The following is an 18,222-nucleotide window of genomic DNA, read 5'->3' on the forward strand; positions in this document are numbered from 1 at the left end:
GGTGGCGCTGCTGTGGGCGGGTGCCGCCGAGGTGGACTGGCCTCTCCGTGTGAGCCGGTATGACCGGTTGGTGGGGTATCGGGGTGTCGTCAACCGACAGCACGGCGGCTGTGATTGAGTACCCCGGGTACGCGGCGGCCCACAGCCATGGAGACGTGATGACCGACGGCATCCGGGAGATCGAGGTCAAGTACCGGGTCGCGGAGCCCGCCGCCCTGATCCGGGCGCTCGCCGTCAAGGGAGTGGCCTTCTCGGCGGCGTCCCGGCAGGACGACCAGGCATACGCGGCGAACGGCTGGAGCTACGGGCAGAGCAAACAGGGCCAGGCCTTCGCCCGGCTGCGAACCCAGGACGGCCGGCATCTGTTCTGCGTCAAGACTCCGCTCGACAACGAACTGGCCTGCCAGGAGCACGAGACCGAAGTGCTTGGCCGCAGCGAGATGCACGCCGCGATCCTGGCGATGGGCTTCTATCCAACCGTACGGATCGTGAAGACTCGCCGCACCGCCCGGCTCGGGGACATGGTGCTCTGCCTGGACGAGGTGGACGGGCTGGGCGCCTTCTTCGAGATCGAGGTGATGGTCGGCGGGGGCAGACCGGCGCAGCAGGTGCAGGCGGAGCTGGATGGGTTCGCCCGCTCGCTCGGTGTCGAGCTGGAACGCAGCACGGAAGGCTACGACTCGTTGATCAGGTCGGCGTCGACCGTCGGGGTCTGAGACGCCCCGGCGAGGACGCGCCGTACCTCGGCAAGCAGCGCGGCGGCGACCTGGTCGGGGAACTGTTCGCCCACGTCGTGCAGATGAACCCGGAAGCCCACCCCGATCAGTTCCTCGGCGACCTGCACGTAAAGGTCACGCTCCTGCCGGCCGGCCTCGGGTCCGCCGCGATGAAAGCGGCTATGGATGCCGCGTTCCGCGGCCCGAGTGCGGGAGCGGGTCGGGTCGCCGGTGAGGATGATGGTCAGGTCGGGGCGGTCGGCATACCGGTTGAGTCGCCAGATGTAGTCGGACTCGACGCCGTCGAGGCGTTGCAGCACCAGCGAGGTGGGCAGGTAGCGGTCGCAGACGACGATCTTCCCGGCCTTGAGCGCTGGCCGGATCTCCGTCTCCAGGTGGTGGTAGCGGTCGGCGGTGACGAGGCAGGCGAGCGCCAGGCCGCGGTATTCGTCGGTGCCGTGGCGGGCGGTGCGGCCCAGCTCCGAGTTGGTCGGTTCCTTGGTCGGATGGACCGGCCAGCCCTCGCTGGCAAGTAGCCGGGTGAGCAGGGCTGCGACGGTGGTCTTCCCGACTCCGCTCGGGCCGTCGACAACGACGAAGACGCCGGTCACGATCGCACCAGGCGATCATGCTGGGCCCGGGCCAACTCCACCAGTTTGCGCCGGACGTACGCGACCTCCGCCTCACCGAACTGCAGGTTGACCGAGAAGTTGAACTCGTCGCGTTCTCGCATTGCCTCGTCCAATCCGTCGTTGGTCAGGTCGACCGCGGCGTAGTCCAGCAGTCGCGCCGGGTCGTACCGACCGGTGGCGAGCAGCCGGTTCCACTCCGGGGTGCCCGGGTACGGGCGGAACTCGAAGACACTGGCCCGGAACCGGCCCGGCGCGTCATCGGTGAGCTCCCACAGCTCGTGAACGTGCCGGACGGTGGCGTCCAACTCGGCGCGGGTCTCGGTCGGCAGGCCGAGGATGAAGTAGCCCTTGACCCCGATGCCGACTTCGGTGAGCCGGCGAACCACCTGCCGGGTCAGGTCCGGGTGAATCCGCTTGCCGATGTGGGTCAGCACCCGTTCGCTGCCGGACTCGATGCCCAGCGCCACCTCCCGGCAGCCGTTAATCGCCAATGTCTCGAGCAGCGCGTCGTCGGCGCGGGCCAAAACGTTGATCCGGCCGGTCGCGTCCCAGACGTACCGGCTGCCCACGTCGGCCTCGGTGAAGGCCGCCATGCAGCGGCGAATGAACCGCTCGTAGCCGAGGAAGAGGTCGTCGACGAACCGGAACGCGGTCACTCCGAGGTGGGCGTGCAACTGGTCCATCTCGGCGACGATGTTCAGCGGGTCCCGGGTCCGGATGGTCACATCGGGATTCGCGCTGACCGCCGCGCCACAGAAGGAACAGTCGTACGGGCAGCCCCGAGCGCCTACCATCGCCGCCTCCAACGGACCGTCGGCCGGCTGGTACGGGTCGGCAGCGAAGAATCGGCGGTCGACGAAGGGCAGCGCGTTGATGTCCGGTGCCAGGTGGCCCATCGAGCCGGGCACGCCGCCCGTCACCGGTGTCTTGAGAATCGGGTCGCGCCACATGACGCCGGGCAACCGCGACCGGTGACCGCGATCGCGTAGCAGCTCCACGACTCGGCTCTCCGCCTCGCCGACGACGAGCGCTTCCAACCGCCGGAACCGCTCATCCTCGATGACCACCTGCGGCATGGCCTTTGCCTGGTGACCACCCACCATCACCTGGATGGCCGGGTCGATCCCGGCGGCGATGCGGGCGCTCAACTCGTAGGTCGGCGCCAGGAGGTTGAAGCCCACCCAGCGTGGTGCCGATTCGTCGATGACGCTGATGATCTGATCGATGCCCAGACCCGACGCCTCACCGTCAAGGACTCCGATGTTGAATCCGTGAGCCGACGCGGTCGTGGCGATGTAGCCCATTCCCAGGACCGGCAGGGTGAAGTCGTTGACCCGAGGGCGCAGCGCGTAGTCCCGTAGCGGCGCGTTCACCAGAAGCAGATCGAGCGGGGCCCCCGGCCGGCTGCCGAGGATGGGTCGCTCAGACCGCTCCGACCTGCTGGCATCCGAAGGCGAGGGTGAGGAGGGTGTACGTACCGAGCTGCTCACCGGTCACCCGCCGCCAGCTCGCGGCAAATGCTGGCTCGTCAGCTGGCCAGGCTGCCCCGGGGTCGGCGTGCCGGGCCCAGGTACGCACGGCCAGGTCACCGTAGGGGTAGAGAGCCCAGTCATGGCTCCAGTCGGCGACGGCAGCGCCGGCACTCCACGGCCCGATGCCGCTGACAGTCTGAAGCTCCTTGACCAGGACCGGAGGGGACAGGCGAGCCCAGTGGGCACCGTGCGCCAGGAACGCCTCGGCAGCCCGACGCAATGGTCGACGCTTGAACGCCATGCCACTGTCCGTGAAATCACCATCGCTTAGAGTTAACACACGTTCCGGGGATGGGAAAGAGTGAATGTCCGTCTCATCGGATCGCGCGACGGCAGCCCCGAAGCGGTCGCAGAACTCGCGATACAGCTTCCGCGCCTGGCCGGCCCGGATGACCTGCCGGACGATGGCGGTGCCTAGCGCGTCCCAGAGGCTGGGGTTACGTAGCCGGACCACGTCGCCGAGCTGCGCCAGGGTGGCGTCGAGGGCTGCCGTCCGCGGCCGGGATGGCGGTCGAAGTCGGAAAACCTCCGTCACCGGAACCGAGCCGCCTCCCGAAATGGTCGTCCAGATAAGCCGCGCCCCGTCCGCCTCGACCAACCAGGACGGCCCGGTGTCGGCCATCAAGAGACGTAGATGGCGGCCGTGGACGGATCGCCATCCTGGGTGATCGGTCATGAGGAAGTCGAAGCTCATGCCGCCTCCTGTGGACCAACAATCCGGCGATTGTGTCAGCTCGATCAAGCGATTGCGGTAGCGGCTCGCCGACTGTCCGGCTGCGACAGCTCAGGCAGCGATGGCGCGGGCGGCGGCGTACATGTCAGCGGGCAGCGGATGGTGCAACCGCCACAGGATCCGCATCGGCCGGTCCCCGGTGTGCTCCTGATATGTCATCGGCCCGGCATACAGGTACGGCGGCGCACCCAGGTCACGATCGGCGACCCGGGTCTCCCGCACGAACAGGTGCACTGTCGATCCGCGCTCGGCGTGCTGCGTGTATCGCTGGCCGGTCGCCGACTTCGAAGACGTGGTGCTCTGCGACTCCCACTGGAACAAGCTGTCGGTGATGGCCCGGTCGGCGTACATCGTCGTGGGGGAGTAGTGCTGCTCGGACTTGACCAGGGTGACGAAGAAGAGGTCGGCATTCTCATCTTCCAGCCACTTCACGCCCTCGCGCAGCGATCCCGGGTTCGGCATACCGAAGGCCGCGCACGCCTCGTTGCGGCTGTAGCGGGCGTGCACCCGCAGCGGCACCCGATCCGACGCGGGCTCCTCGGTGACCCGGTGGATGCGATCCCGCAGCACCTCGGCGACCTGCCGCAGCTCGGCGCAACGCGCCGGCTCCGCCCAGAGCCGCTTTAGCCGGGCGTCGCGCTCGGTCAGCGGCACCGACGGCCCCCAGAGGCTGAAGTGCAACATGTCGAGCAGCCGCCCGCCGCCGACCGATTCGCCGTTCGCGATCCGGGCCAACAGGTCCAGCCGGTCGACGTCGTCGAGGTGCAGCATCCGTCCGATGGCGCGTCCCAGCTCGCGGTCGGCCGGACCGCCGGTGGAGCTGTCGATGCCGGCCAACCGACGCAGCCCGGCCCATCCGCCGAGGCTCGCCGACCGATAGACGTCCTCGATCTCCAGCCCGCTCTCGCGTAGGAACTCGGGCAGGCTCACGTCACCGAGCTGTCGCAACTCCGCCACCAGGCCGTTCTTTAAGGTCGGCAGAGCGGACTTCAGGTTGGCAAGAACGATGTCCTTCGCTACCCGGTCAAGTTCGATGTGGCAGCCGCTGGGCAGCGACGGAAAGTCATGTCGCACGGCCGCCTCGACTGTCCGCCGGCTCACCCCGGCCAGCGCCCGCCAGCGCAGGTCGAAGCGGAAGTTCGCGTGCTGCCCGCCAATGAAGTCGAGTACGGTCAGACAGGGCTTGTCGTCGTCCAGGCGCAGACCACGACCGAGCTGCTGAAGGAAGATCGTGGCGCTCTCGGTGGGCCGCAACATGAGGATCGTGTCGACCATCGGCAGGTCGACGCCCTCGTTGAACAGGTCGACGGTGAAGAGCACCCGCAACTCGCGCTTGCGGAACCGGTCGATCAGCGCGTGCCGCTCGGCGCGGTCAAGCGTCGACGTCACCGCCTCGGACGGCACACCGTGCCGGGTGAACCAGTCGGCCATGAACTCGGCGTGCCCGATGCTGACGCAGAAGCCGAGCGCCCGCATCCGCCCCACGTCCGCGATGCGCCTGACGGCTTGCAGGACGAGCCGGGCCCGGGCGTGATTGCCGGTGTAGACACCATCCAGGTCGGCCTTGTCGTAGCCCTGCCCACGCTTCCAACGCACCCGCGTCAGATCCACCTCGTCGTGGAGTCCGAAGTATTGGAAGGGTGCGAGCAACTGCCGTTCCAGCGCTTCCCACAGGTGCAGCTCCACCGACGCGCGCCCGTCAAACCACCGGCGCACGTCCCCGCCGTCACTCCGGTCGGGAGTCGCGGTCAACCCGAGGAGTACGCGTGGCCGCAGCCGTTCCAGCAGCCGCGTGTACGTGGGGGCCTCGGCGTGGTGAAACTCATCGACGATCACCATGTCGAATGCCTCGGGGTCGATCTCCTGCCGGTGGAGCGACTGGATCGACGCGAACACGTGCTTCCATCTCTGCGGCCGATCACCACTGACCAAGGTTTCGCCGAAGGTGCCATCACCCATCACCTGGCGGAACACGGAACGGCTCTGCCGCAGGATTTGCTCCTGATGGGCCACGAAGAGCAACGAGTCGACGCGGTCATCCTTTCGGAGCCGCCGGTAGTCCAGCGCCGCCACGACCGTCTTGCCGGTGCCGGTCGCCATTACCACCAGGTTGCGCCAGCGGCCGTGGATCAGTCGCTCGGCGTCGAGGTCATTCAAGACTTCCTGTTGGTACGGGAACGGCCGGACGTCCAGGTTCGCGATCTCGGTAGGTGCCTCGTCGGCGCGCTCCCCGCGCAGCGCTAAGCGCAGCCGCTCGGCGTCCTTCGCCGGGTCGTACGGTTCGAACGCCGAATCGTTCCAGTAGTCGGCGAAGGTCGCCTCGAACGTGTCTATGACGTGCGGCTGCTCCACGTTCGAGATGCGCACGTTCCACTCGACGCCGTCGACCAGCGCGGCCTTGGACAGGTTGGACGAGCCAACGTACGCGGTGGTGATGCCGTTGTTGCGCCGGAAGAGCCATGCCTTGGCATGCAGGCGGGTGGTCCTGGTTTCGTAGGAGACCTTGACGTCCGCGCCGAGCTCAGCGAGTCGGTCGAGGGCGCGCTGGTCGGTAGCGCCCAGGTACGTGGTCGTGATGACGCGAACCCGACCGCCTCGGGCGATGAGATCTTTGATGGCGGGCTGGATGATGCGCAGGCCGTGCCATTTGATGAAGGCACACAGCAGGTCGACCGCGTCCGCCGAAGCCATCTCGTGGCCGACCTCATGCCCGATCCGCGGCTGATGGCGGCCGTTGACCAGCAAGGCGCCGGTGGAGAGCGGCGTAGAGGGGCGGATCGGGAACACCGGCGCGGCCGGCGGTGTGGGACGCGCGGCGATGGCGTGCAGCAGACGTTGGGCGTCGGCTACCTGGTCCTCGGCGGTGACAGCACGAGGCTCAGCCTGAGCAATGTGCGCGGCGATCCGGTTTGCTAGGTCGATCTGCCGAACCAACTTGTTCTCGCCGCCACCGACGGCGAGAAGCGCTCGTCGCGCGAGCGCCGCGATGTGTCGGGCCAATAGGTCGTGCGCGTCAGCGGGATCAAGCTTCCCGTCCTGGACAAGGTGGCGGTCGACGTGCTGGAGCTGTTTTGCCAGCTCCTCCGTGATCAAGTGTTCGTAGATGCCCTGCTCAAGATCCCCCACGAAGGCAAGCTAGCCGCAACGAAGGCCCTGTGGAAGACGGCACAATCTCGGAATCGGTAGGTGTCGGGCGCTTCGGCCGTGGGATGTCAGATCTTCGACATCGAAAATGAGGCGGTGGATGCACCCCGGCGATGCTATCCGCCGCTTGGCATGGTGGGCCTCGTGCGGACCTCGAACAAGGGTGCGCCTTCCCACGACGGCCTAAGCCGGGCGATGAACTGCCATCCCCAGGAGTCGTACGCGCGGCGAGCAGCAGAGTTGTCCGGCCGTACAAGCAGTGTGGCGCGTTCTTCTCGTCTTGTGGTCAGGAGCCGGTCATGCAGGGCCTTCGCGACGCCCCGGCGCTGCCAGGAGCGCCGGACTACCAATTCGCAGATCCCGAACGTCCGGTGCCCGTTCTCGTTCGTGAAGCCGTCAGGAACCTGGCCCTGGATTCCGTCCCACCAATGCGTGTCGACAGCCAGCGGAAATCCGTATATATACCCGATCAGTTCGTCACCGATCGACGCCGTCACCATCTCCCAGCCGTCCCGTGGCATGTGCATGGCGAGCTGGCGCTCGTACCGCTCGGCGGTGTAGAGCGGCCCGTCGTCGGCATGCGCGTCGAGATAAACATCCACAAGCTGTGCGACCATGCTCTCGGCCTGCGAGGCTGTGTGATGGCGCAGCCGGAGGTTCTCCACCATCAGGCCAGCGCCCCGTCGTACGCGTCGACGAAATCACGTGCCTCGGGCACCGAGCGGTGCGTCGCGAGACTGGATCGGACCTCGGAGAGCACCCGAAGCGTTCGCCCCGATCGAACCTGGGCAAGCTCTGGTAGTACATGCAACCCGGCTTCAACTCCACCAGCCAGGTCACCCTCCCGAATAGAAGCTCGGGCGAGCTGCACGGTGTAGTGAACCCGATTACGCCGGTGGGCGTCGGACTGGACGGTGATGGCTGAGCGGAAGCAGGCGGCAGCACGGTCAGGCCGATCGAGTTCGAGGTATGAAAGCCCCTGGATGCCGGTAACCTCCTGCGCGGTCACGAATGAGATGAACGGTAGATCATCCTCGTGGCTGCCACCCTCGAACGCCCGGCGTGCTCTGGTCATTTCTTGTTCGAAGCCGAAGGTGTCCTTGAGTACGGCGTGCGCGTGGGCCGAGCGGAGGTGAAGGAGCGCAGTCAGTCGAGGAGTGGACCAGCCGGCAGCCGTGCGCAACGCAGCCTGCGCGCAATGCATCGCCTCGGTCGGCTGGTCCTCACGGAGTAGCAGAGACATGCAGGCGAGGGCGCGTACCTCGACCCGCGAGTCATCTGCGATCCGAGCCCGGGTGATGGCCTCATTCAAATAGGGCCTGGCCTCGGCGCGCCGGTCCGCGTCGATGGCGAGCCAGGCTGCCTGGATAGCCAGTTCCGCCAGGGTGCTCTGCAATGCCTCGCCCACCGACCGGCTGTACGGAGATTGCGCCGCCCAGGTGGAGAGGCGCTGGTGCACCTGCATGGCGATGTCGCAGAGGGCGTCCGCACCCACGGCCGCATCCGCCGAACGGAACTGGTCGACGAGTGAGGCCGCATACCGGACCTGATCCATGCCGAGAGCCGACGGCGGCTGTCCGCTTGTGGTCAGGAGGTCCATGACGCCGCTGGCCTCGATGCCGGCTAACGCGGCCAGGGCATGGAACTGCCGGCGATTCGTACTACCACCTTCTTCGATGCGCATGCCTGACACCACTGTAGGCGCCGGCTCGCCTGGCAGGGCGAACCAGAGGCGTACCGGTGGCATGCCGAGCAGTTTTGCCCAGTGCGTCAGCCGGTCGAGGTGCACCAGTGGCGGCCCGTTCTCCACCCGGCTCAACTGGGCCTGCGTGATCCCCAGCCACCCCGCCACCACGCCCTGCGGCAACGGCCCCCGCCCGTGGTAAGGGTGGTGCCGGTACGCCCGAATGACCCGCCCGAGGTGCCTCTCCGCGAGCGCCACCCGTACCGGCTCGTGGTCCCAGAAGGACGCCGGCACCGATGGCGGGGTGCTGAGCCGGTCCCGCTCCGCGGCCTGGCAGGGCGCGCACCGTCCGGTGTCGTTGTCCCGGGCCAGGCGTCCGCCGCAGCGGGGGCAGTTCGCTGATGTCACCGGCAACCTCGCCAATCGCGGGAAGCTGTGTCCGAACAGAGCCTATCCATTCAAGCCGCTATCTGGACGGACGGTATGCGTGCCGCGCATATCGACGATCCTCGCCGTTTCATGCCCGGTGGAATGTTCGGCGCGCAGCCTGGCGGCGCGGGCCGTTCCTCGACGCCGCCCGCCGCTGGCATGACCACCGATGAGTCCCCAACCGCCGTCGACCCTATCGTCACCGAACGTATACGGAACGTGCATGGCCGTCACGATCATCGCGGCATAAATGCGCCCCTGATCAGCCCCGACAGTGATCCGCATGGCCCGGGGCGGGTGCCGGGCTCCGGTGGTGTCGCGTCCCCCGATCGCGGCTACCCGCCGTCCCCGCCCGCCCCGGCGCCACTCCATCGATCACCACTCCGGAGGCGCCCACCGGTGTCCGCCGTACTCGCCGACTTTCCCGTGCTCACCCCGGTCACCGACGAGGACCTGACCCTCGCCGCGCTGGCGGTCCGCGTCCACACGCCCGAGAGCTGGCCGCACGGCCTGCTCTGCCGCAGTGAGCGCGTCCCGTACCCGTGTCGGCTGGCTCGCTGGGGCAGGGCGACCCTCGACGCGGCCGGGTTGCCCGACGGCGAGGTCGAGGCGCTGGCCGGCGGTGCGGGAGTGATGGGGTCATGATCTACGTGACCGGGGAGCGCCTTCAGGCGTACCAGATTCGGGCGGCCGTCTTCGACACGCGCTGGCGTGGTCTCGACCCCGCCCAGGTCCATGCCTATCTCACCCGGGCGGCCGACGAGCTGGACCGCCTGCACCGCGACCTGACTACCGCGAACACCGAGGCGGAGCGGATCCGTCAGGCGCTGCGCCAGTGGCAGTCCCACCACGCCGGCTGCCGTCAGCCGGACCCCGACGGGACGCCGAACAGCCGGTGGCAGCGGTGACCGCGCCGCGCTGGGTCGTCCACCTACCCACCACGCTGACCAGTCGGGAGGCCGCCGCCGGCCTGGCCGCCGTGCTCCGGCAGTCCCTCGCCCACGTGGAGGCCATCGACTTCGCCGAGACCACGCTCAGCGAGGAGGACGCGCAGCACCTGCGGCACCGGGTGTGGTGCGATACCCGGCTCGACGGCGGCCGGCGCTGCGGCCTCGGCCACCGGCATCCCGGCCGGTGCGGGACCACACCATGAATGACGACTTGGCGAGAACGGATCCCGCTGCGGCGCTCGCTCGGCATCTGGTGAGTTGGGAGAGAGCAGCATGATCCTGCGGGGAAGCCGGACATCCCGGATGCGTGACCTGCGACAAGCGGCAGCGGGGCAACGGCTGCGCCTGCCGGACTACGAGGCCGATTTCTGCTCGACGGTTGATTCCGTGGACGGATCGGCTTCGGTGCGGGGCAGCTGCCGTGAGTGACGCGGCGGCCGGCGGCTTCTGGGCGGCGGTGGAGGACCGCTGCCCGGGGTTGCTGCCGGAGCGGGACGCGCCGCTGCTCTTCGCCTCGTTGCTGCGGCTGCTGGAGGGTGGCGACGATCGGGCGGGGCGGCTCGCACTGCTGCGGGTGCTCGGGTGCGCGTACCGGTGGTTCGGGTTGCGGACCCGGCACGTGGTGGTGATCGGTGACGCATTGCGGCCCGCGGTGGGGGCGCCGGGCCTGAACTGGTGGCGGGCGTGGCGGCTGGTCGAGCGGGCCGCCGCCCGGGCGGGGGACGGGCCGGCCTGGTGGCCGGTCGAGGTGCTCGGCCACGAACGCGCCGCCGACACGGTGGCCGTGCTGACGGTACGGCCGAGGTGGCGGCTGCCGTTCCGGGCCGGGCAGGCCGTGCCGGTGTGTACGCCGAGCATGCCGGGACGGTGGCGCTGGTTGTCGCCGGCCGGGATACCGCGTGCCGACGGGACGGTGAAATTCCACGTCCGCGCCGTCGCCGTCGGGTCCGTCTCACCCGGCCTGGTCCACGAGGTACGCCCCGGCGACCTGCTGCACCTCGGCGCACCGATGGACTCCGGATTGGAGCTGGTCGACGGCGACGATCTGTTGCTGGTGGCCGGCGGCACCGGGCTGGCACCGCTGCGCGCCCTGGTGGAGCAGGTCGCCACCGCCCCAGCCGGGCGGCGGGTGACGCTGATCGTCGCGGCCCGCACGCTCACCGATTCGTACGGCTCGAACGCGCTGGAAGAACTTCAGCAGGCCCACGACTGGTTGACCGTCGTACCGGCGTTCTCCGACGACCCGGAAGCCGCACCCGCCGAGCAGGGCACCGCCATCGCGTTGGCGACCTACCACCACCGGCCCGGCCAGCACGTCTACGTCTGCGGCCCACCCGCCATGATGGTCGCCGCCCGCCGCTGGCTGACCATCGCCGGGGTGCCCGCCGACCGCCTGCACCTCCCGGTGATCGGCGACCGGTGACGGTCGTCCACCGCAGCCGCGACGCCCGGCCGGGCCCGCTTGCGGTGCGCCGGCTCGGGCCGGGGGCCGCGACGCGGGCTCAAAATGCACTGCGCAATTGGCGGGCGGAAAATGGCGACGCTGGAAATTCCACCGAGTCGACGACCGATTGAACGGCGGCGAAGAATGTCGACGTGGCGACAGGATGTGCTCGGTGCTGGCCCTGGTGATCAGGGAAGACGTCTGCCTACTCTGATTAAAGAGAGGAATTAATCAATATTAACGGGGGTCTGGAATGGCTCTTTCTCGGGCGTACCGAATGGTGGTGGCCGCCGTCCTCGGCGGCGTCCTGATCGTCGCCGGCGCTCCCGTTCCCACGCCGGGGATGGCCGCCGCCTCGCGCGAGATGTCCGACTATCTGGCGGCCCACCCGGGCGGGGTGCCCGTGAGCGCCAACGAGATCAGCTACGGCGACGGCGCGGTCCTGGTCACGCTGCGCCCGCCCGTCGGCGTCTATGCCCTGGCCGACTGCCCCTGGGGCTGGTACTGCTTCTACGACCGGCCCGACTTCGGCTACCCCCGGGGAAAACTCTCCTCCTGTGGTCGGCAGAACCTCGCCGACTGGCAGTGGCAGTTCCGGATCGGGTCCGCGCACTACAACATGGCCAGCGGATCGGCCACGTTCTACTACAACGACACCGCCCTGTTCAGCGTCGGCGTCGGCAACCCGGTCCGCGCCGACGCGGCGCCGTGGCGGGACTGGGCCAACTACGTCAACCGCCGCTGTTGACCGTGGCGGGATCGCCGCACGCCTCATCGGTGATGGTGTCGGTTCGATAACTGGCCAGGAACAGGTAGTAGCCGAGCACCTTGTCGTTGGCGCTGGTCTTCGTGTGGCTGAGCAGCCTTCCGGTCTTCTCGTCGAACAGGAGCGTATCCCGCTGGCCCGCGCCGTTGTCCGCGCTGATCGCGTACCCGTACCGGCCGGCGCGGTCCGGGGACTTGCCCTGGTGGACGATGCCATCCGTGCTGCCGAGCAGCCGTAGCAGCGTCGCGCGCTGGGAGGCGGTGAGCGGCCGGTAGCGGTAGATCCAGGCGACCGTTTCCAGCGTGCCGGCCGCGTTGCGCAGCGCCGGCGGCTTCCCCGCCAGCTGTTCGGCCATCTGCTTGCGCAGCGTGGCCAGCTCCTCCGATGGGTTCGGTGGCACGTCGGTCAACTCGTCTCGGTCGTACCAGGTGTCCTGGTCCTTGGCCCGCTGGCCGTCGGCGACGTCGATGACGGTGTGCCGGCCGGACTGCTCCCGGGTCCACCAGCGCCACTCCTCCCGGTAACGCATCAGGTCGTCCGAACCAGGTGGCGACCACACCCGCAGGCAGGTGAACGCGTACCGGCCCCGGATGGGGCGCTCCGACAGGCGGGCGACGCGGTCGGCGATCTGGCTTAGCTTGACGCTCGGATCCACCAGCATGGGCGGCACCGGATCACGAGAGTTGTCACGGCTGGGCGGCGTCTGATCGCGGCTGGGCGGCGGCACCGTCACCGGCGGCCGGAAGTCCCGGCCAGACCCACCGTCCGACGTGAGGTATGCGGCGAGACTGCTGCCGAGCGCAAGGAACACCACCAGGCGGATGGGCAGCCGGCGCTTGCCGGCCACTCCGGTGGGCCGGCCGGCCAGCGGCCCGGTTTGTGGGTGCCGCATCCCGGCGGCCGGCCCCCCGGCGAGTTCCCGTCGGTTGTTTCGGTGGACCGGCCGTCCGGCCTGGTCCGGTTCGATGCCGGCGGGGGCCGCGTTGCGTGGGCCCGCTGCGGCCCGGTGCCGCCCCGGAGCGACCGGCTCGTGCCGCTGCCCCGGTGGCATGTCGTAGGTGAGGGCGTTGTTGAGTGGCCAGGACTGGTCGACCGGCCGGGGTCGGGGCGTGTCGGTGGAAATGGCTTTCGGGGCTGCCACCTCCTGGCGGTAATCCTCCCTGCGGTATGCCTCCGTCGCGTGCGCGGCCAGCCGGAGGCACCACCTGCGGGCCTCCGGGCCGAGGTTGTCGAAGGTGGTGGCGGTGAGCGCCGTGGCGATCAGCGACAGCCGGTACTGTCGCCGCCACTCCGGCCGCCAGTTGCCCGGCGTCGCATACGCCAACCCGGCCTCGTGGGTGAGCCGGACCAGCCCGGCCAGCACCCGCAGCAGCCGGGTGGGCGCGGTCTGGTCGGGTCGGATCAGCTGGGTCAGGAGAGCGTCGGCCTGGTCGGAGGGGAGCCCGTGCGGCGGCCTCCCGTCCGAGGCGGCCTGAGGTGCGACCCACCGGAGCACAGTGGAGATCAGGAGGACGACCGGGTCGCGACTCACCGGAGCTTCATGCTCGTACGACTCGAAGTCGATCAGGGTGAACGTGTTCGGGTGGAGAACGCCCTCGGCCGTCTTCGCGATCAGCAGGTTCCCCCCGTGCGGGTCACCATGGCTGAACCCGTGGATGTAGCGGAGGTGGCTCTCACCAAAGGGTCCGTCGGGCTCGGCGAGGCGCAACGGGTTCGGCAGCGGCGCACCGTCGATCTCCAGCCAGTCGCTGTACGGGTCGCTCTGCCCTAGGTCGCGGACGGCGGCACGGACCGCCGCCAACTCGCTCCTCGCCGCCAACTCGCGGCGGACGTACTCACAGACGGTGGTGGGGGCGGTGGACGGTGGCCCCTGGTTCCAGTCCGTCAGGAAAGCGGTGATCACCGTCCGGTAGACGTCGACGAGGTCGCCGTCGTCCTCGATCTCGTCCATGGTGACCACCGGGTCACCGCCGTTGGCGACATCCTGGAAGGAGAGATGGCGGCCGTCCCCGACCGGGTGCCAGCCGTGGTGTTCCTCGACCATGTGCCGTGCGGCGAAACCGGGCGCATCCGCTTTCGCCTGGATGTGGCGGCCCGATTCCGGCTGGCCTTTCCCACCCGGTGGGTGCACCTTGACCAGCATCTTGCTGTCCTCGGTGCGGCCGGGGCCGGTCGGGCTCTCCCGCCTGACGGTGAAGAGGTATGCGCCGGTGTAACCGTGCAGGGGGTTGCCCTGCGGCAGCACCTCGATCACGCTGCCTTTGCCGGCCGCCCACTTCCACAGCGCTTCCAGCACAAGATTGTCCCGCTTGAGCCACTCCGGCACGGTGCCGAGACTCTTGTCCATCTTCGTCGTTGAGCCTTCTGCTGATGAGGGGTGTCGGGGCGCGGGCGACCGTTACGTCCGCAAAGGGGGAGCGCTCCGGGGAGCGCCGCCCGAAACTACCTGAGCTTGCATCAAAGCGGTACTAACTCGCGCCTCAGTATTTAAACGTACTTATCGGTAGTTCAAAGATCACCGAGAGGTGACCTGAGGTGACCATGGGTCACATCTAGCCTGCTGGATGTAAGATCGGGTCGGCGGACCGGGAGGTTGACGTGACGGACCGGACTGATTCCCTGCTCAGACGCCAGACCGACCCGGCGATGATGTCGTTGCTCAGGGCCATGTCGGTCTGCCACACCCGCGCCCAACGCCTCGACGGGCTGCGTGTCGTGGTCTCCGTGACGATCGCCGGCGCCGGCGCGGTGGTCGCGTTCACCGGCGTGTCGTCGACAGCCGTCACCGCGCTCGGCGCGTTGTGGGCCGTGATCAACGCGCTCGGGCTCGCCTCCTGGTCACGCGGGCAACTCCGGCGGGCAGCCACCATTCAGGAGATGTTCGACGTGGATCTGTTCGGCCTGCCGTGGAACGAGCTGGCTGCCGGGGAACGGGTCGCCGCGCCCGAGGTGAGCCGGCTCGACCGGGCGTTCCGGGGCACCGAGCGCTACCTGCGTGACTACTACGAGATCCCGGACCTGCCCGCGCCGTACGACGTGCTGGCCTGCCAGCAGCAGAGCCTCGGTTGGGGCGCTAGGCTGCGCCGCCGCTACGCGTACACCGTGCTCGCCGCCGTGGCGACCTGGGCGGTGGTGGGCGTCGTCTACGGCGTGCTGGCCGGACTGACCGTGGCCCAACTGCTGCTTACCTGGTTCGTGCCGTCGCTGGGCGCGCTGCTGCTTGGCGTCGAGATCTACCGGGGGCAGCGGGATGTCGCGGTCGAGCGTGACCGGGCTATGGCCATCGTCCACGGGTACATCGTGTCGGCCGTCCGCGTCCCCGCCGCCGACCTGCTCACCGTGGCCCGGCAGGTGCAAGACCTGCTTCTACGCAGTCGCCGCACCCAGCCCCGCGTGCCGAACTGGTTCTTCCGGCGGTTCCACGCTGCCGACCGGATCGACTTTCAGTCCACCATGAGCGGCGTCAGTCAGTTGCTCAACGCACCGGCCGCGGTGGCGCGACTCGACGGCTGAGTGACCGCGGGCGCACGGTGATTCCGGTTCGCGCGGGACGGCGGGGCAGGGCTTATCCCGGTACCGTCCGCAGGATGATCGACGCCGATGACCTCCTGGCCGGCTTCACGCCGCCGCAGGCGTACACCATGGAGACCGCCGCCGGCGCGCCCGCCGCGCCCGGCGTGCATGTGGTCTTGGACGGCGGCACCGTCATCTACGTCGGCCGGACCGGCAACCTGCGCGACCGGCTGCGGCAGCACCTGACCGGCAACCGCGACTCGTCGGTGCTGCACCAGCAGGTCGGCGCCGAGCTGGACCGGCGCGGCCCGGCGGCCACGGCCCGCGACATCGCCGGCTGGCTGGCCGGGCGCGAGGTCCGCTGGCAGCAGACGGACAACCCGGAGGGTACGAAGGAAGCGCTGGTCCTGGCGCTGCGACCGCGTTTCAACCGGCAGCTGCCGAAGCCCCGCAATTAGCTCTGCTGGTCGAGGAAGGCGAGCGCGACGGCCGCGAACAGCGGCGACATGAAGATGCTGTAGTGGGTGAGCCCGGGCAGGATGGCCAGCGCGTGCCCGCCCTTGGGCCGGCCCTCGCCCATCCAGCCGCCGTCGCGCAGCCCGCCGTCGAGCAGCGTGAACACCTCGGCGAAGTGGCTCGGCGGGGCCAGGTCGGCGTCGGCGGCCACCACCAGGGTCGGCACCCGCAGGCCGCGGACCTCCTCGGTGAAGTCGAAGTCCTGCGCGAGCGCCTCGCCGATCTTGTCGAGCAGCCGGGGGAAGTCCTCCGGGCGGGGCGCGACCCGCGCGTACAGCTCGTACATCGGGGTGTCCTTCAGGAATTCGGCGGCACCGGCCCCCATCTGGCCCTGCTGGGCGAGGATCTCCGGGTAGGTGGCGTCGCGGCGGATCTGCGCCGACGCGCAGACCAGGCGGCCCACCTTCGCCGGGTGCCGGACGGCGAGCTGGAGCCCGACGCCGCCGCCGAGGGAGTAGCCGACGACGTCGGGCTGCTCCAGGCCGAGGTGGTCGATGAGGGCGGCGATGTCGTCGGCCATCAGCGTCAGGTCCAGCGGCCGGTCGACGTCGGCGGTGCGGCCGTGCCCCTGGAGGTCGGGCAGGATGACCTGGTGCTGCTCGGCGAGGGTGGGCAGGATGGGCGCGAACATCTCGCCGGAGCCGAGCCCGCCGTGCAGCAGGATCAGCGGGCGGCCCTGCCCGTGCGTCTCGTAGTAGAGGTGGACGCCGTTGACGTCGGCGTACCGGCCGGTGGCGGTGGCCTGCTGCGTGGTGGTCATCGCGGGTTCCCTCGGGTCGGGTGCGGTGCTGACGACCGGGTTGATCGGCCGGGCGCCGGAAACTCATCGGTGCCGGCGACACGACTTTCCGCCGACCCGGGTTGTCGGGGGTGCGGGCTAGATTGGCGGCGTGAGTGACGTGGCGACCAGCACAGGAGCGACCAGCACCTCCGTCGAGACGCTCCTGGAGCCGTTCCGGACGGAGCTGACCGGCTACTGCTACCGGATGCTCGGCTCGGCCTTCGAGGCCGAGGACGCCGTGCAGGACACCTTCGTGCGGGCCTGGCGCAGCTTCGAGCGGTTCGAGGGCCGGTCGGCGCTGCGCACCTGGCTCTACCGGATCGCCACGAACGTCTGCCTGACCATGCTGGGCAGCGCCCAGCGCCGGGTCCGTCCGATGGATCTCGGCCCGGCCGGTTCCGGCACGGCGACCAGCGCGGGGGAGCCCCGCCCGGAGGAGATCTGGGTCGGCCCGGTGCCGGACAGTCGGGTCCTGCCGGAGGGCAGCGACCCCGCCGAGGTGGTCGCCGGCCGCGAGTCGGTCCGGTTGGCGTTCGTCGCCGCGCTTCAGCACCTGCCGCCGAAGCAGCGGGCCGTGCTGATCCTGCGCGAGGTGCTGGCCTGGTCGGCGCAGGAGGTGGCCGAGCTGCTCGACACCAGCGTGGCCGGCGTCAACAGCGCCCTGCAACGGGCCCGGGCCACCCTCGCCGCCGCCGACACCCGCGCCGACGCCCACCGGCCCCTCGACGACGAGCAGCGGGCGCTGCTCGCCCGCTACGTGCGGGCCTTCGAGGCGTACGACCTGACCGCGCTGACCGCGTTGCTGCACGAGGACGCGACGCTGTCGATGCCGCCGGTGCCGCTGTGGCTGCGCGGCCGGGACGACATCTTCGCCTGGATGACCGGCGCGGGCAGCGGCTGCCGGGGTTCCCGGCTGCTGCCGGTGGCGGCGAACGGGCTGCCGGCGTTCGGGCAATACCGTCCCAACCTCGACGGCCCCGGTCACCACCCGTGGGCGGTGATCCTGCTGGAGACCTCAGCCGGGCGGATCACGGGCGTCAACAGCTTCCTCGACACCGACCGGCTGTTTCCGCTGTTCGGGCTGCCGGACCGGCTCGCCTAGCGCGTCGGCCAGGCCGAGCAGGTCGATCAGCTCGCGCAGCCCGCCGCCGCCGCTGCCGACCACCAGCCGCCAGCCGTGCCGCCGGGCGGTCAGCAGCAGCCGGGCCAGGGCCTCCACGGTGACCACGTCGGGGCAGGCCACCGCGGTCACGTCGCAGACCACCACGCCGGGGCCCCGGTCGCGCAGCACCTCGGCCAGGTCGGCGCAGAGGGCCGGGATGTCCGCCCGGCCCAGCGCCCCGCGTAAGACGAAGGTGATCGCGACAGTGCTCACCCCGGTA

Annotated in this window: 18 protein-coding genes; 9 read left to right on the plus strand and 9 right to left on the minus strand. The window is 69.6% G+C overall.

Annotation, left to right across the window (positions count from 1 at the left end; all coding sequences use genetic code 11):
- Positions 1-158: 158 nt before the first annotated feature.
- Positions 159-716, plus strand: coding sequence for a class IV adenylate cyclase (locus K7640_RS10770; RefSeq protein ID WP_222954614.1), 558 nt, complete (start codon positions 159-161; stop codon positions 714-716).
- On the opposite strand, the gene tmk is transcribed toward K7640_RS10770, so the two are convergent.
- The 6 genes from tmk to K7640_RS30130 all read right to left on the minus strand — a co-directional run bounded on the left by tmk (position 674) and on the right by K7640_RS30130 (position 8,567).
- The gene (gene tmk / locus K7640_RS10775) at positions 674-1,327 is read right to left on the minus strand and encodes a dTMP kinase (protein WP_308042506.1); all 654 of its coding nucleotides are present in this window, start codon (positions 1,325-1,327) and stop codon (positions 674-676) included. The two genes, K7640_RS10770 and tmk, sit on opposite strands and share 43 nt — an antisense overlap.
- On the minus strand, positions 1,324-2,721 hold the full coding sequence (locus tag K7640_RS10780) for a B12-binding domain-containing radical SAM protein (protein WP_308042507.1): 1,398 nt from the start codon (positions 2,719-2,721) through the stop codon (positions 1,324-1,326). The genes tmk and K7640_RS10780 overlap by 4 nt, the downstream gene beginning before the upstream one ends.
- 49 nt (positions 2,722-2,770) lie before the next feature.
- Complete coding sequence (locus K7640_RS10785; RefSeq protein ID WP_255608603.1) at positions 2,771-3,574, minus strand: hypothetical protein; 804 nt, start codon at positions 3,572-3,574, stop codon at positions 2,771-2,773.
- Between the two features lie 90 nt (positions 3,575-3,664).
- Positions 3,665-6,739 (minus strand): DUF3427 domain-containing protein, encoded by a 3,075-nt coding sequence (locus tag K7640_RS10790; RefSeq protein ID WP_222954615.1) that lies wholly within the window; start codon positions 6,737-6,739, stop codon positions 3,665-3,667.
- A gap of 134 nt (positions 6,740-6,873) precedes the next feature.
- Complete coding sequence (locus tag K7640_RS10795) at positions 6,874-7,425, minus strand: GNAT family N-acetyltransferase (protein ID WP_222954616.1); 552 nt, start codon at positions 7,423-7,425, stop codon at positions 6,874-6,876.
- The gene (locus K7640_RS30130) at positions 7,425-8,567 is read right to left on the minus strand and encodes a hypothetical protein (RefSeq protein WP_308042522.1); all 1,143 of its coding nucleotides are present in this window, start codon (positions 8,565-8,567) and stop codon (positions 7,425-7,427) included. The genes K7640_RS10795 and K7640_RS30130 overlap by 1 nt, the downstream gene beginning before the upstream one ends.
- A 702-nt stretch (positions 8,568-9,269) precedes the next feature.
- Between K7640_RS30130 and K7640_RS10805 the strand changes: the two genes are divergently transcribed.
- The 5 genes from K7640_RS10805 (at position 9,270) to K7640_RS10825 (ending at position 12,012) form a co-directional block, all read left to right on the plus strand.
- Positions 9,270-9,515 (plus strand): hypothetical protein, encoded by a 246-nt coding sequence (locus K7640_RS10805; protein WP_222954617.1) that lies wholly within the window; start codon positions 9,270-9,272, stop codon positions 9,513-9,515.
- A complete protein-coding gene (locus tag K7640_RS10810) occupies positions 9,512-9,778 on the plus strand; it encodes a DivIVA domain-containing protein (protein ID WP_222954618.1) in 267 nt (88 codons plus the stop codon). The genes K7640_RS10805 and K7640_RS10810 overlap by 4 nt, the downstream gene beginning before the upstream one ends.
- Positions 9,766-10,023: a hypothetical protein gene (locus K7640_RS10815; RefSeq protein ID WP_222954619.1), complete on the plus strand. Its 258-nt coding sequence runs from the start codon at positions 9,766-9,768 to the stop codon at positions 10,021-10,023. Before K7640_RS10810 ends, K7640_RS10815 begins: the two co-directional genes overlap by 13 nt.
- 218 nt (positions 10,024-10,241) lie before the next feature.
- Positions 10,242-11,243, plus strand: coding sequence for an FAD-binding oxidoreductase (locus K7640_RS10820; protein WP_308042508.1), 1,002 nt, complete (start codon positions 10,242-10,244; stop codon positions 11,241-11,243).
- 274 nt (positions 11,244-11,517) lie between these two features.
- Positions 11,518-12,012 (plus strand): hypothetical protein, encoded by a 495-nt coding sequence (locus K7640_RS10825; protein ID WP_222954620.1) that lies wholly within the window; start codon positions 11,518-11,520, stop codon positions 12,010-12,012.
- On the opposite strand, the gene K7640_RS10830 is transcribed toward K7640_RS10825, so the two are convergent.
- Positions 11,996-14,377: a hypothetical protein gene (locus K7640_RS10830; RefSeq protein WP_222954621.1), complete on the minus strand. Its 2,382-nt coding sequence runs from the start codon at positions 14,375-14,377 to the stop codon at positions 11,996-11,998. The two genes, K7640_RS10825 and K7640_RS10830, sit on opposite strands and share 17 nt — an antisense overlap.
- 251 nt (positions 14,378-14,628) lie before the next feature.
- Between K7640_RS10830 and K7640_RS10835 the strand changes: the two genes are divergently transcribed.
- A complete protein-coding gene (locus K7640_RS10835) occupies positions 14,629-15,543 on the plus strand; it encodes an S-4TM family putative pore-forming effector (RefSeq protein WP_222954622.1) in 915 nt (304 codons plus the stop codon).
- Between the two features lie 74 nt (positions 15,544-15,617).
- Positions 15,618-16,001: a hypothetical protein gene (locus K7640_RS10840; protein ID WP_222954623.1), complete on the plus strand. Its 384-nt coding sequence runs from the start codon at positions 15,618-15,620 to the stop codon at positions 15,999-16,001.
- Here K7640_RS10840 and K7640_RS10845 read toward each other — a convergent pair.
- Positions 15,998-16,819 carry an alpha/beta fold hydrolase gene (locus tag K7640_RS10845; RefSeq protein ID WP_222954624.1) on the minus strand — a complete coding sequence of 274 codons (822 nt, stop codon included), beginning with the start codon at positions 16,817-16,819 and terminating at the stop codon, positions 15,998-16,000. The two genes, K7640_RS10840 and K7640_RS10845, sit on opposite strands and share 4 nt — an antisense overlap.
- A gap of 130 nt (positions 16,820-16,949) precedes the next feature.
- Here K7640_RS10845 and K7640_RS10850 point away from each other — a divergent pair, with 130 nt between their 5' ends.
- Positions 16,950-17,942, plus strand: coding sequence for a sigma-70 family RNA polymerase sigma factor (locus tag K7640_RS10850; RefSeq protein WP_308042509.1), 993 nt, complete (start codon positions 16,950-16,952; stop codon positions 17,940-17,942).
- On the opposite strand, the gene K7640_RS10855 is transcribed toward K7640_RS10850, so the two are convergent.
- Positions 17,856-18,215: an STAS domain-containing protein gene (locus K7640_RS10855; RefSeq protein ID WP_222954625.1), complete on the minus strand. Its 360-nt coding sequence runs from the start codon at positions 18,213-18,215 to the stop codon at positions 17,856-17,858. The genes K7640_RS10850 and K7640_RS10855 overlap by 87 nt on opposite strands.
- Positions 18,216-18,222: the final 7 nt, after the last annotated feature.

This window comes from Micromonospora sp. PLK6-60 (assembly GCF_019890675.1).
In the GTDB taxonomy this organism is placed as follows: domain Bacteria; phylum Actinomycetota; class Actinomycetes; order Mycobacteriales; family Micromonosporaceae; genus Micromonospora.

Bases quoted from the DNA above. Each gene is read 5' to 3' on its own strand.
- K7640_RS10840 (WP_222954623.1), top strand. From the start codon at position 15,618: ATGATCGACGCCGATGACCTCCTGGCCGGCTTCACGCCGCCGCAGGCG.
- K7640_RS10830 (WP_222954621.1), bottom strand. From the start codon at position 14,377: ATGGACAAGAGTCTCGGCACCGTGCCGGAGTGGCTCAAGCGGGACAAT.
- K7640_RS10785 (WP_255608603.1), bottom strand. From the start codon at position 3,574: ATGAGCTTCGACTTCCTCATGACCGATCACCCAGGATGGCGATCCGTC.
- K7640_RS10795 (WP_222954616.1), bottom strand. From the start codon at position 7,425: ATGGTGGAGAACCTCCGGCTGCGCCATCACACAGCCTCGCAGGCCGAG.
- K7640_RS10845 (WP_222954624.1), bottom strand. From the start codon at position 16,819: ATGACCACCACGCAGCAGGCCACCGCCACCGGCCGGTACGCCGACGTC.
- K7640_RS10825 (WP_222954620.1), top strand. From the start codon at position 11,518: ATGGCTCTTTCTCGGGCGTACCGAATGGTGGTGGCCGCCGTCCTCGGC.
- K7640_RS10810 (WP_222954618.1), top strand. From the start codon at position 9,512: ATGATCTACGTGACCGGGGAGCGCCTTCAGGCGTACCAGATTCGGGCG.
- K7640_RS10770 (WP_222954614.1), top strand. From the start codon at position 159: ATGACCGACGGCATCCGGGAGATCGAGGTCAAGTACCGGGTCGCGGAG.